Source organism: Streptomyces sp. NPDC096323, assembly GCF_040302845.1.
GTDB lineage: Bacteria > Actinomycetota > Actinomycetes > Streptomycetales > Streptomycetaceae > Streptomyces.
In genome coordinates this window covers 679,341-691,758 of record NZ_JBEOSI010000003.1, presented here as the reverse complement: position 1 = coordinate 691,758, position 12,418 = coordinate 679,341, and the positions used below count along the sequence as shown (strand labels likewise).

Below are 12,418 nucleotides of genomic sequence, written 5' to 3'. Positions count from 1 at the left end.
TCGGCCGTCGCGCCCGCTCCGCCCGCCGACGCGCAGCCCTCCCGTCCCTGGCCGTTCATGACGCCCCCGCGCCCATCGGGGCTCCGCGCGGAATCCCGGTGCGCAGTTCCAGGGCCACCCCGATGTCCGAGGCGTCCGGGCGGTCGGCTCCGCGCAGATCCGCGACGGTCCACGCCACCCGCAGCACCCGGTCGAGACCGCGCGCCGTGAGCAGGCCCCGCTCCATGTCCCGCTCGGCCGCCATCAGCGCGCCCGGGGCCGCGGCCAGCCGGGTCCGCAGTTCATGCCCCGGCACCTCGCTGTTCGTCGCCCACGGGGTGCCCGCCAGCCGCTCCGCGGCCCGCGCCCGGGCCCGGAGCACCCGGGCGGCGACGACATCGGTCGACTCGCCCCTGCCGCCCTGGCCCATCAGGTCCTCGCGTCTGACGGGGTCGACGGTCACCCGCAGGTCCACCCGGTCGAGCAGGGGACCGGAGAGCCTGGCCTGGTACCGGCGGACGGCCGAGGGCGGGCATTCGCAGCCGGCCCCGCTCAGCGTGTGCCTCCCGCACGGGCAGGGATTGGCTGCCAGCATCATCAGGAACCGGGCCGGGAGCCGCACCACTCCGGCGCTGCGCGCCACCACGACATGCCCCGACTCCAGTGGCTGACGCAGCGCGTCCAGCGCCCGTACCGAGAACTCGGGCGCCTCGTCCAGAAAGAGAATCCCCCGATGCGCGAGCGAGACCGCTCCGGGGCGCGGCAGTCCGTTGCCGCCGCCGATGAGTGACTGCATGGTCGCCGAGTGGTGCGGCGCGCAGTACGGCGGGCGGGAGACCAGTGGTTCGCCCGGTGGCAGGATGCCCGCCACCGAGTGCACTGCGGTCACCTCAAGGGATTCCTGCCTGGTCAGCGGCGGCAGGATGGCCGGCAGCCGTTCGGCCAGCATGGTCTTGCCGGCGCCCGGCGGTCCCCAGAGCAAGAGGTGGTGGCCGCCCGCCGCGGCGACCTCCAGCGCCATGCGCGGCCGTTCCTGGCCCGCGACGTCGGCCAGATCCGGCCGGCCGCCCTCGCCGTGCGCCGAGGCCCTGGCGATCCCGGTGCCCATACCGGCGCCGGGGACCATCAGCCCGGCCAGCATGGTGTCGGGGCGCCCCTGGTCATGGGCCTCCGGCTCGTCGGGCACCGGCTCTTCGCAGAGCACGGCGATCAGCTGCCGCAGGCTGCGCACCCCGAGCACGCAGACCCCGGGGACCAACGCCGCCTCGCCGGCGGTCTGCTCGGGGACGACCACCTGCCGGTATCCGGCCTCGGCCGCGGCCAGGACGGCGGGCAGGATGCCGCGCACCGGCCGCACCCTGCCGTCCAGCCCCAGCTCCCCGATCATCACGACATCGGCGATCGACGCGGGATCGATCCGCTCGGCGGCGCCGAGCACGGCGCAGGCGACGGCCAGGTCGAAGCCGGATCCGCCCTTGGGCACCGAGGCCGGGGACAGTCCCACGGTGAGTTTCTTCTGCGGCCACTCCGCCCCGGAGTTGGCCACGGCGGCCCTGACCCGGTCCCGGCTCTCCACCAGGCTCTTGTCCGGCAGTCCCACCAGGGTGAACGCCGCGACGCCGGCCTCCAGGTCCGCCTGGACCTCCACCACCACGCCCTCGACGCCGACGAGGGCCACCGAGCAGGCCCGGGCAAACGCCATCAGGCCACCCCCCGGGCGTGTTCCGCCACGGGTGCGCCGCGCCTCGGCAGCACCACGCCGACCAGGTCGATCCGCACCCCGCCGGGCGGCGGACCGCCGTGCCCGGCCAGCCAGAGCTCGGCCAGCCGCCGCAGGCGGTCCGCCTTGACCGGGGTGACCGCGGCCATCGGATGCTCGAAGGCGCCCGCCCTGCGGGTCTTCACCTCGCAGATGACGAGCGCGTCACCGTCCTTCGCGACGATGTCGATCTCGCCGGCGCGACAGCGCCAGTTCCGTTCCACCACGGACATGCCGGCATCGGTCAGCAACCGTGCCGCCAGGTCCTCGCCGTACCGCCCGAGTGCCCCCCGTGCGTTCATATCGGCACCACCTCCGGCACCGACTGTGACGCGTCCGCCCGGAACTATTGGATCTTGGTGGAAAACTCCGCCGTTGTGGACAACTCAGCCACCCGGAAGCTCGAGATCGCTCTTGTTGAGCTCCTCGATGTTGACGTCCTTGAACGTCAGGACCCGTACCTGCTTGACGAAACGTGCGGGCCGGTACATGTCCCAGACCCAGGCGTCCGCCATGGACACCTCGAAAAACACCTCGCCCTGGACCGAGTGCACCTGCATCTCGTAGTCGTTGGTGAGGTAGAAGCGCCGTTCGGTCTCGATCACATATTTGAACAGACCGACGACATCGCGGTACTCCCGGTAGAGCTTCAGCTCCATCTCGGTCTCGTACTTCTCGAGGTCCTCGGCGCTCATTGGCATGTTCCCCTTCAGCCGTGCGTTCCCCCATTGTGCGCCAGGGCCCTGCGTCCCCGGTCGCTCAGGCGATTTCGGGGGTCAGAACCAGCGGCGTACCCGGAGGACCCTCGTCGAGCAGCGTGCGCAGCAGCTCGGCGAGTCTGGTCGGGTACACCGTCTCACGCGCCGCCGACAGTTCGGCGGAGGTCCACCACCTCAGACCCGCGACACTGCGGCGTTCCAGCCCGGTCTGCCCGCTGGTGTCCGTCGCGGTCTGCGTCGTGCGGGCCAGGAAGTACCACTCGTCCTGTTCCCAGCGCCGCCCGTCGAACGGAAAGGAGCACATCCGCTGCCAGAGCAGCGGGCCCAGCTCCACGTCCGTGATCCCGGTTTCCTCGGCCAGCTCGCGCAGGGCGGCCTGCTCGCGGGTCTCGTCGCCCTCGAGGCCGCCGCCGGGGGTGAACCACCACGTGCTGGCCGGGTCCTCCGGTTCGAACCCGTGCATCAGCAGAATGCGGTCCTCCGGGTCGAGGAGCACCAGGCGGGCGACCTTGCGCCTCTCAGCGGGCACCCGCGGTCGCCCTCTCCCGCTTGTTCCGCTTCGACCGGGCGGACCGGCCCGCGACGGGCCCGTACACGGCACCGCCCAGGATGAGCGCCACCCCGCCGGCCATGGCCCACAGCTGAAGCTTCAGCGGCCCCGGGGAGGACACCCCGCCGGGCAGCGCCGCAAAGGTCTGCGGCCGTCCGATCATGCCGCCCAGCGGCCACGCGACGGCGTCCACCCGGGCCTGTACGGCGCTTCGGGGCACCGAACCCTGTCCGCCCTCCTCCAAGTGGACCCGGGAGTCCAGCGAGGACGTGCGGTCGTCACCCAGGAGGAAAAGGTTGCCCTTCGGGACCTCGGCCGTGAAGTCGTTCGCCGAGGCGGGGTCACCGGCCGGAAGATACGATTCGTCGACGGGTATGCCGTTGACCGTGAGCCGGCCGCCCTTCTCGCAGCAGGCGATCTTGTCGCCGCCGATCCCCACGACACGCTTCACCATCGGCATGTCGCCCCACGCCTTGTCGGTGAACACCACCACATCGCCCCGGCGCACCTCGTCGCCGCCCACGCGCTGGGCGAGGACCCGGTCCCCGGCGTTCACCGTCGGGGTCATCGACCCGGTCGGCACCGTGTACGGCCGGTACACCACAGCCGCCCAGGCGAAGCCTCCGAGGAAGAGCACACAGCCGACGGCCACGGCCAGACCCGACAGCTTGCTGCCGAGCCGGCCGCGGCCGTCTCCCGTACGTCCTGTTGCACTCATCGCAGCGTCCCCCATCGGAGATCGACAATCGCTGATCCGAGTCGGCACCCTACCCGGCGGTACGCCCGCCGGTCAGCCTCCGCCGCCGCCAGAACACGAGGGGCAGCGCCCCGGCTACACCGAGTACTCCCGGCGCCGGCCCCGCCGCGGCGTTGATCCCCGGCTGGTCGAAGGTCTTCGGTACCGGCAGCGTCGCCCACCGGTTGACCGGCCACGCCACCACCACGGCCCGCCCCACGACGTCCTTGACGGGCACGAAGCCCTTCGTCGCTCCGTCGATGTGATAGCGCGAGTCCGCGGACTCCTGCCGATGGTCGCCCATCACCCAGATCTTGCCTTCGGGGACCGTGAACGGCCCGAAGGGCTTGTCGTCGCACGCCGAGTTGCCGGGGAAGATGTATGGCTCGTCGAGCGCCTTCCCGTTGACCTCGACCGGACCGCCAGCCTTGCACTGCACGGTGTCGCCGCCGACCGCGATCGTCCGCTTGATCAGGTCCTTCTCCTCGGCCGACGGCATGAGGCCGATGAAACTCAGCACGTCCTGCACGGCATTCGACCGGGGAGTCGGCTCGCCGGCGAGCCAGTGGTCCGGATCGTGGAACACGACCACCTCGCCTCGTTCGGGCTCCCCTCCGAACCAGGGCGTCAGCTTGTCGACCAGCACCCGGTCGCCCCGCTGCAGCGTGTTCTGCATCGAATCCGAGGGGATCGAGAACGCCTGCACGAGAAACGTCTTGATCAGCAGCGCGAGCACCAGCGCGACGCCGATCAGCAGAGGCAGCTCCTTCCAGAAGGGGCGCTGCTTCTTTGCCTTCTTTCCGTCCCCGGCCGCGGCCTGCGCATCTGCGGGCGCCTCCGGATCCGGTGTCTCCCCCGGCGGTCCGAAGGTGAGAGCGGCGGACCGGCCGGGCCTCTCCGGAGGCTCCTCTTGTCCCGGTCGCGCACCGGCAGCCACGTCACTCACATCCACGTCCTTACTGTGTCCACGCCCACCACGGAGGCGTGTGCGTTCGAAGCACCTGCCCCGGACAACGAACGGGAGTTCCGCGAACGGCCGGCGGGGTCCGCGATGCCTGCGCGCCCGCCGAAGGACCCTACGGTCCTCGGCAGACGATGACCCCCTACCGGCCCCCGGGGCCCGGAGCGGTCAGCCTCCGCCGCCGCCAGAACACGAGGGGCAGCGCCCCGGCCACACCGAGTACTCCCGGCCCCGCCGCGGCGTTGATCCCCGGCTGGTCGAAGGTCTTCGGTACCGGCAGCGTCGCCCACCGGTTGACCGGCCACGCCACGACGATGGCCCGGCCGACGACTTCGTCGGTCGAAACGGTGCCGCCGCCCGGCAGCTCCTGGTGGTAGCGCGAGTCGAGGGAGTTCTGGCGGTGGTCGCCCATCACCCAGATACGGCCCTCGGGGATCTTGATCGGCCCGAACGGCTCGTCGTCGCAGGGCGTGTTGCCCTCGAAGATGAACGACTTGTCGTCCAGCGCCTTGCCGTTGACCGTGACGGGGCCGTTCTTCTTGCACTCCACCGTGTCACCGCCGACCGCGATGACGCGCTTGATCAGGTCCTTCTCCTCGGCCGAAGGCATCAGGCCGATGAAGCTCAGGAACTTCTGCACCACGTTCGGGTCGGGTGCGGCGGTGTCCTCCAGCCAGCCCCCCGGGTCGTGGAAGACGACCACTTCGCCCCGCTCCGGCTCGGAGCCGAACCACGGTGTCAGCTTGTCGACCAGCACCCGGTCGCCCCGCTGCAGCGTGTTCTGCATCGAGTCCGAGGGGATCGAGAACGCCTGCACCAGGAATGTCTTGATCAGCAGCGCGAGAATGAGCGCGATGCCGATGAGGAGGGGCAGTTCCTTCCAGAAGGAGCGGGGCTTCTTCCGGGCCGTGCTGCCACTGCCCTCCTGGGAGCCGGCTTCACTCTCCGTCGGGTCCGCCGCGGTCCCGGCAGGCTCCGTGTTCCCCGGATTGTCCGGCCGGTCCTCGGGTTCGTCGTGTCCGGATCGCGCGCCGACCGCCAAATCCCCCACATCCACTCCTTATTCCGTGCCACCGCCTGCGCCCTAGCCGGTGCAGGCCCACCACTCCCATAACGAGCGGGAGTTCCGCAGGGGTCGGGAGACGGGTCAATCCGTTGGGATCCTGGGACACACTATTCGACGACCGGGGTCCGGCCGCCGTCCCGGCGCGCGCGTCCGGGACCGAGGAGAACGCCGAACGTTCCTCCAGCTCGCGCCAGTGCCCGAAGGGCCAGGCGATCACCACGGCCCGTCCCACTACCGCGTCCTCGGAAACCGTGCCGTGCCCCGTCTTGTCCAGGTGGAAACGGGAATCAGCGGAATTGGAGCGATGGTCCCCCATCACGAAGATTCTTCCGACTGGAACCTTTACCTCGAATTTGATCGTGGAGGGCGAATCGCCGGGATAGATGTAGGGCTCGTCAACAGCCACCCCGTTCACCGTGAGCCTGCCGTCCTGCTCGCAGCACTTCACGGTGTCACCGCCGACGGCGACCACGCGCTTGATCAGATCCTGCTCGTCGTCGGAGGGCAGCAGCCCGATGAAGGTCAGCGCCTCCTTCATCTGCTTGATGACGACGGGTGACTCCTTGGACGCCTCCACCGGGTTCGGCGGCGGCCAGTCGGAGGGGTTGGTGAACACGACGACGTCACCTCGCTCCGGCTTGGACCCGAACCAGGGCGTCAGTTTGTCCACGAGCACCCGGTCCCCGATCCGGATGGTCTGCTCCATCGACCCCGACGGGATCACGAAGGCCTGTACGAGGAACGTCTTGAGGACCAGGGCGATCAGCAGTGCCACGGTGATGAGAAGGGGTATCTCCTTCACCGCCGACCTGCGCCGCTTCCGCTTCACCTTGCGCGCCAGCTTGCGCCGCTCCGCGCGGGTGGGCAGCGAGCGCGCGGCCGTCGGCCGGGTGCCGGTGGGCAGCGGGATCTCCGGGTCCGCCGCGCGGTTCCGCCCGCGGTTACCCATGCGCCGGACCGGGTGCGGGCACGCCCTCGAAGGCCGTGGTGTCCGGGACGGTCCCCAGCCGGTCCAGCGGCCAGCCGAACCAGTCGGCCCGGCCGATCACCTTGTCGACGGGCACCATGCCGCCGCCCGGTTCGCCGAGGTGGTCGCGGGAGTCGCGGGAATTGCTCCGGTGGTCGCCCATCATCCAGAGCGTGCCGTCGGGCACGACGATGTCGAAGGGCGCCCGGGACGCCGTGTCCCCCGCGAACAGGTAGTCCTCGTTCACCGGCCGGCCGTTCACCTCGACCCTCCCGCGCTTGTCGCAGCAGACCACCCGGTCACCCCCCACACCCACCACCCGCTTCACGAAGTCGGTCTCGGCGGGCTCCGCGAGCCCCAGAGAGGCCGCCGCACCGTGCAGCAGCCCGCTCACGGGGTTCTCCGGCGGCGCCTCCTGGACGAAGGAGCCGGTCCCGTCGAAGACCACCACGTCGCCGCGCCGGGGCACGGAGCCGAAACGGTACGCCAATTTGTTGACGAGCACCCGGTCCCCGACCTGCAGGGTGGGCTCCATCGAGCCGCTGGGGATCAGGAAGGGCTGGACCACGAAGGTGCTGAAGAGCAGCACGCCGACCGCGCAGACGGCACCGAGCGCAAGGGTCCCCCGCCAGGACACCGAGGCGGCGCAACGGCTCGGGACACGCGAAAAGCGGCTTGGGATACGCGAGAAGCGCGACCGCTCCTCCGTTCCCGTAGCGGGTGCGGAGGAGCGGTCGCGCTCCAGGGGTTCTGCTTCCGTGTCCATCGGGGCCAGAGCTTATCCGGCTGTCCTGTGGACCAGGGAATCAGATCAGCGGTCGCGCTTCTCCTTGATCTTCGCGGCCTTGCCGCGCAGCTCACGGAGGAAGTACAGCTTGGCGCGACGCACGTCACCGCGGGTGATGAGCTCGATCTTCTCGAAGATCGGGCTGTGCACCGGGAAGGTGCGCTCGACGCCGACCTGGAAGGAGACCTTGCGGACCGTGAAGGTCTCGCTGATGCCCGCGCCCTGGCGGCGGATGACAATGCCCTTGAACTGCTGGATACGGGAGCGGTTGCCCTCGATCACGCGGACGTGGACGTTGACGGTGTCGCCGGGGCGGAACGCCGGAACGTCGGTACGCAGTGAAGCGGCATTGACGTCATCGAGCAGGGAAGCCATGGTGTCTGCTTTCTTCGCCGATGCCACAGGTCATCGACGGGAGAGTGATGAATGAGGGTGCTGATCGCGTCGGACGGGCGTCGTTCCCCCTGTGGCAGGGGCGCACGCGGACGTACAGCAGCGGCCTATTGTTCCACGGCCGGGGGCCTGCGCCAAAATCGGCCGCCGGGCTCCGGTGACCAGCCGAGGATCGAGAGCATCTCGCGGTCCTTCTTGTCGAAGGCGCTCGCCTCGCAGCGCTCGATCAGATCGGGGCGGTTGAGCGCGGTACGACGGAAGGCCTCGTCCCGGCGCCAGCGCGCGATCCGCCCGTGGTGACCGCTGAGCAGCACGTCCGGGATGCCCCGGCCACGCCACTCGGGCGGCTTGGTGTAGACGGGGCCCTCCAGCAGGTTGGCCATCGCGCCAGGGGCGAAGGAGTCGTCCCGGTGCGACTCGGCGTTGCCGAGCACGCCGGGCAGCAGCCGGGCCACCGCCTCCGTGATCACCAGCACCGCGGCTTCACCGCCGGCCAGCACGTAGTCGCCGATGGACACCTCGACGACCGGCATACGCGTGGCGTACTCCTCGCTCACCCGCCGGTCGATGCCCTCGTAACGCGCCGGGGTGAAGATCAGCCAGGGCCGCTCGGACAGCTCGACGGCGAGTTCCTGGGTGAACGGCCGGCCGCTCGGCGTGGGCACCACGAGCACCGGGGAACGCGCCCCCGCCTCGTATCCGTCCGCCAGCGTCTCGTCCAGTGCGTCGCCCCACGGTTCGGTCTTCATGACCATGCCGGGGCCGCCGCCGTAGGGGGTGTCGTCGACCGTGTTGTGGCGGTCGTACGTCCACTCCCGCAGATCGTGCACGTGCACGTCCAGGCGCCCGCGGGCGCGGGCCTTGCCGACCAGCGAGACGTTGAGCGGTTCCAGGTATTCGGGGAAGATCGTGACGACGTCGAGGCGCATCAGACGTCTTTCCCGGGTGCGTCGGCCGAGTCCGCCGCGGAGCCTTCCGTCAAGTCGCCGGCCGTCGCCTCCTCGTCACGCGCGGACACCACGATCGCCTGGCTCTCGTCGATCAGACCCGGCGGCGGCGTGATCACCGCGCGCTGCTCCTCCAGGTCGATCTCGGTGACGATCTCCTCGACGAACGGGATCATGACCTCGGTGCCGTCGGGACGCTCCACGATGAAGAGGTCCTGGGACGGCAGATGTGTGATCTCGGTGATGCGGCCGATCTCCGTGCCGTCGGCGAGGACCACGTCGAGGTCCATCAGCTGATGGTCGTAGAACTCCTCGGGGTCCTCGGGGAACTCGTCCGGGTCGACGTCGGCGATCAGCAGCGTGTTGCGCAGCGCCTCGGCGGCCGTACGGTCCCGTACGCCCTCGAAGCGCAGCAGCAGCCTGCCGCTGTGCACCCGGCCGGTCTCGATCGTCAGCGGCCCCGTGGAGGCCGGCTCGGTGGCCAGTACGGCGCCGGGCCCGAGCCGGAGCTCCGGCTCGTCCGTTCGCACCTCGACGGTGACCTCGCCCTTGATGCCGTGGGCGCGACCGATCCGCGCGACTACCAACTGCACCTTGTGTCTCTCCTGTCGTACGACGACGGGCCGGGGCGGGCGCATGGCCCTCCCCGGCCCGTGCCGGTGTTCAACTTCTGTCAGCGAACCTGATCCACATCGACGAGGTCGACGCGGATACCACGGCCGCCGATGGCGCCCACGACGGTACGCAGCGCGCGTGCGGTGCGGCCGTTGCGGCCGATCACCTTTCCGAGGTCATCGGGATGGACCCGGACCTCGAGCACACGTCCACGGCGCAGATCACGCGAGGCGACCTGCACGTCGTCGGGGTTGTCGACGATGCCTTTCACGAGGTGCTCGAGAGCCTCCTCGAGCATGCTCAGGCCTCGGTCGACTCGGCGGGCGCGGCAGCGTCAGCAGCCTCGTCCGCCTTCTTGTCGGCCTTCTTCGCCTTCTGCGTGATGGCCTCGCCCTTGGACTCCTCGCCGGCGTCCTTGGTGAGGGCCTCGAACAGGGCGCGCTTGTCGGGCTTGGGCTCCGGCTGCAGCAGCGGCGCGGGGGCCGGGAGGCCCTTGTGCGCCTGCCAGTCACCGGTGAGCTTCAGGATCGCGAGAACCGGCTCGGTCGGCTGGGCGCCGACGGACAGCCAGTACTGCGCGCGCTCTGCGTTGACCTCGATGCGCGAGGGGTTCTGCACCGGGTGGTACAGGCCGATCTCCTCGATGGCCCGGCCATCACGGCGGGTACGGGAGTCGGCGACGACGATGCGGTAGTGAGGCGAACGGATCTTGCCCAGACGCTTCAGCTTGATCTTGACTGCCACGGAAGTGGTGTCTCCTGGTCTCTGACGTGGTTGGGCACAACTAGATGCCACGTGGGGTTGCGGTACTCGGAGTGCCCGATGGACGCGTCAGCCGGAGGAGAGAGGGGTCCTATGCGACTGTCGAGTACAGCTAGCCATTGTGCCACACGCCATCGCCTCACCCCACCGCGACCACTGCCTCCGGGATCCGGAACGGCTTTCCGCAGCCGCCGCAGACGATCGGGGCCTGCGCGAGGACCGACGGGACGACGCGCACGTTGCGGCCACAGTCGCAGACGGCCTTGACCCGCACGCCTCCTCCGGAGGAGCCGTGCCGGGCCGCGGGCCCGCGGAAGGAGCGCTTGGTGTCGGCGGCGGTGGCCACGGTGTGCGCCTTGAGGGCGCGCTGCAGCCGTTCCATCGTCGGCCGGTACCGGCGCTTGGCTTCGGGGTTGAGCGTGACCAGCGAGAACCCACTGCTGGGGTGGGGTTCCTCGGCGTGATCGAGGCCCAACTCCTCGGCGATCGCGAGAAATCGGCGGTTGTGGTATCGGCCGGCGCGCGAGGTGTCGCGGACACCTCGGGCGGCGGCGATGCCGTGGACTGCCTCATGGAGCAGTCGCTCGAAGGAGAGCTCGGCGCCACAGGCGGACGAGGACTCTCCGATCAGGGACTCGGGTGCGGCGAGATCGGGCAGCTCGGAGTGGTACCGCTGAATGTCGGCCCACGCCTGTGCCAGCTCTGCGGCAAGTACAGGTGGTGTCGTGCTCACGTCGTGACAACGAGCGCGAGTGCCCCGGTGTTCCGATTCCGGGCCATCCCAAATAATTTGCACGTACCAGTCAGTTGCCGTTGATGTGTCCTGACGAGGGCGGGTGCGCTGATCTGCGGAGAAGACGCACAGCTCGCACCAAGGTGGTACGTAGCGCCGTGTACGCCCCGGCGCGTAGACGGCGCGTACGCCCGCCCGCCGATGGGGCGGGCGCCGGGCGCGCACACCGACACTACCCGGCGGTCCGTCCGCCCCGCGGACCCTCCCCCAGCAGCGCCGCAGGCTCCGCGCGGCCCGGCCAGGAGCGCTCGACGTGCCCACCCCGGCGTGCCGGGTGAAACTGGTACCGCAGCGCGGGACAGCAGATCCTCCGGGCGCCCATGTCCCACGGGCGCCCCGGCCCCGGGCGCATCGCCGGCCGCCGCCGCGGGCAACCATTGCCCGTAGACCCCTGGACGCGGCGGCGGATGCGCAGTTCTCTGGCATACGGGGGAAGCGCGGACGTACGGCCACGGGGAGATCGTCCATCAGCACACCGTTCGGCATGACCGGCATCTCGGCGGATTGGGGCGCATTCCATGACACCTACGCTCGTCCGGCACCACACGCAGGCGGAGCCGTCCGCGTCCGTGGACACCGGGTCCCGCGCCCGTGACTGGGCCGAGATCCAGGAGCGGATGCTCGCTCCGCTCTACGAGGCGGTGTACACGCGGCTCGAGGTCGGACCCGCCACGCGGATGCTCGCGCTGGGCTGCGGCTCCGGGCTCGCGCTGCTGATCGCGGCCGCCCGCGGGGCGCACGTCACCGGCGTCGACACCGATCTGGAACGCCTGGCTCTCGCCCGGACGCGGCTGCTGCCGGGCCCGGAGGGCGAGAACGGGCCCGGCTCCGCCGGACCGCGGCTCCTGGAGTCCCCTCCGGCGCCGGCGGCCGGCCAGGAGCCCTACAGCCTGATCACCGCGTTCACCCCGATCGGCTGCGCCCCCGACGACGCGGACGAGCTGGTGCGGACGCTCGGGGCCGCGGTGCCCTCGGCGGGCCGGCGCAGCACGGTCGTCCTGACCGGCTGGGGGCCGCCCGAGCGGTGCGCCACCGACGCCGTGCTGCGGGTGGCGACCCGGCTCGCGGAGGGCTCGGACGCGGCCCGGGGCACGAGCGGACGCGGCGCGCGGCGGGACGACCTGGAGAACGTGGCGTTCCGGTCCGGGCTGAAGCCGGACGGCTCGGGGCGGGTGGCGTGCCCGTTCGGCTACGCGGACGTGGACAGCGCGGTGAGGGGCCTGCTGTCGACGCGGCTCTTCGACGCCGCGGTACGGGCGACGGACCGGTCCCAGGTGGAGAAGGAGGTCGCGGAGGCACTGCATCCGCATCTGCGCCGGGACGGCACGGTCTGGATGCCCAACGTGTTCCGCTACCTCATCTGCACCACGTAGGACCGGCCGTG

The 12,418-nt window shown here is 70.6% G+C and carries 16 protein-coding genes; 1 reads left to right on the top strand and 15 read right to left on the bottom strand.

The genetic code is table 11. From position 1 onward, the window contains the following. Positions 1-55: 55 nt before the first annotated feature. The 15 genes from ABTX18_RS10905 to ABTX18_RS10835 all read right to left on the bottom strand — a co-directional run bounded on the left by ABTX18_RS10905 (position 56) and on the right by ABTX18_RS10835 (position 10,974). Complete coding sequence (locus tag ABTX18_RS10905; RefSeq protein ID WP_352122380.1) at positions 56-1,681, bottom strand: YifB family Mg chelatase-like AAA ATPase; 1,626 nt, start codon at positions 1,679-1,681, stop codon at positions 56-58. Further along, entirely contained in the window at positions 1,681-2,040 is a 360-nt protein-coding gene (locus ABTX18_RS10900) for a YraN family protein (protein ID WP_352122379.1), read from the bottom strand. The genes ABTX18_RS10905 and ABTX18_RS10900 overlap by 1 nt, the downstream gene beginning before the upstream one ends. An 84-nt stretch (positions 2,041-2,124) precedes the next feature. Beyond that, the gene (locus ABTX18_RS10895) at positions 2,125-2,433 is read right to left on the bottom strand and encodes a DUF2469 domain-containing protein (RefSeq protein ID WP_003965949.1); all 309 of its coding nucleotides are present in this window, start codon (positions 2,431-2,433) and stop codon (positions 2,125-2,127) included. A 64-nt stretch (positions 2,434-2,497) separates the two neighbouring features. After that, the gene (locus ABTX18_RS10890; RefSeq protein WP_352122378.1) at positions 2,498-2,986 is read right to left on the bottom strand and encodes an NUDIX hydrolase; all 489 of its coding nucleotides are present in this window, start codon (positions 2,984-2,986) and stop codon (positions 2,498-2,500) included. Next, a complete protein-coding gene (lepB, locus tag ABTX18_RS10885) occupies positions 2,976-3,725 on the bottom strand; it encodes a signal peptidase I (RefSeq protein ID WP_352122377.1) in 750 nt (249 codons plus the stop codon). The genes ABTX18_RS10890 and lepB (ABTX18_RS10885) overlap by 11 nt, the downstream gene beginning before the upstream one ends. A gap of 49 nt (positions 3,726-3,774) precedes the next feature. Continuing rightward, the gene (gene lepB, locus ABTX18_RS10880) at positions 3,775-4,680 is read right to left on the bottom strand and encodes a signal peptidase I (RefSeq protein ID WP_352122491.1); all 906 of its coding nucleotides are present in this window, start codon (positions 4,678-4,680) and stop codon (positions 3,775-3,777) included. Between the two features lie 166 nt (positions 4,681-4,846). Further along, a complete protein-coding gene (lepB, locus tag ABTX18_RS10875; RefSeq protein ID WP_352122490.1) occupies positions 4,847-5,746 on the bottom strand; it encodes a signal peptidase I in 900 nt (299 codons plus the stop codon). Further along, positions 5,643-6,719: a signal peptidase I gene (gene lepB / locus ABTX18_RS10870; protein ID WP_352122376.1), complete on the bottom strand. Its 1,077-nt coding sequence runs from the start codon at positions 6,717-6,719 to the stop codon at positions 5,643-5,645. The genes lepB (ABTX18_RS10875) and lepB (ABTX18_RS10870) overlap by 104 nt, the downstream gene beginning before the upstream one ends. Further along, entirely contained in the window at positions 6,712-7,503 is a 792-nt protein-coding gene (gene lepB / locus ABTX18_RS10865) for a signal peptidase I (protein ID WP_352122375.1), read from the bottom strand. Before lepB (ABTX18_RS10865) ends, lepB (ABTX18_RS10870) begins: the two co-directional genes overlap by 8 nt. 45 nt (positions 7,504-7,548) lie before the next feature. Then, entirely contained in the window at positions 7,549-7,899 is a 351-nt protein-coding gene (rplS, locus tag ABTX18_RS10860) for a 50S ribosomal protein L19 (protein ID WP_136329605.1), read from the bottom strand. 125 nt (positions 7,900-8,024) lie between these two features. Beyond that, the gene (gene trmD / locus ABTX18_RS10855) at positions 8,025-8,846 is read right to left on the bottom strand and encodes a tRNA (guanosine(37)-N1)-methyltransferase TrmD (protein WP_352122374.1); all 822 of its coding nucleotides are present in this window, start codon (positions 8,844-8,846) and stop codon (positions 8,025-8,027) included. Then, positions 8,846-9,457: a ribosome maturation factor RimM gene (gene rimM, locus ABTX18_RS10850; RefSeq protein ID WP_352122373.1), complete on the bottom strand. Its 612-nt coding sequence runs from the start codon at positions 9,455-9,457 to the stop codon at positions 8,846-8,848. The genes trmD and rimM overlap by 1 nt, the downstream gene beginning before the upstream one ends. A gap of 80 nt (positions 9,458-9,537) precedes the next feature. Beyond that, entirely contained in the window at positions 9,538-9,777 is a 240-nt protein-coding gene (locus tag ABTX18_RS10845) for an RNA-binding protein (protein WP_014153811.1), read from the bottom strand. Positions 9,778-9,779: 2 nt separating this feature from the next. Beyond that, positions 9,780-10,223: a 30S ribosomal protein S16 gene (gene rpsP / locus ABTX18_RS10840; protein WP_136329608.1), complete on the bottom strand. Its 444-nt coding sequence runs from the start codon at positions 10,221-10,223 to the stop codon at positions 9,780-9,782. 157 nt (positions 10,224-10,380) lie between these two features. After that, positions 10,381-10,974 carry a hypothetical protein gene (locus ABTX18_RS10835; protein ID WP_136329609.1) on the bottom strand — a complete coding sequence of 198 codons (594 nt, stop codon included), beginning with the start codon at positions 10,972-10,974 and terminating at the stop codon, positions 10,381-10,383. Between the two features lie 578 nt (positions 10,975-11,552). Here ABTX18_RS10835 and ABTX18_RS10830 point away from each other — a divergent pair. After that, positions 11,553-12,407, top strand: coding sequence for a methyltransferase domain-containing protein (locus ABTX18_RS10830; protein WP_352122372.1), 855 nt, complete (start codon positions 11,553-11,555; stop codon positions 12,405-12,407). Positions 12,408-12,418: the final 11 nt, after the last annotated feature.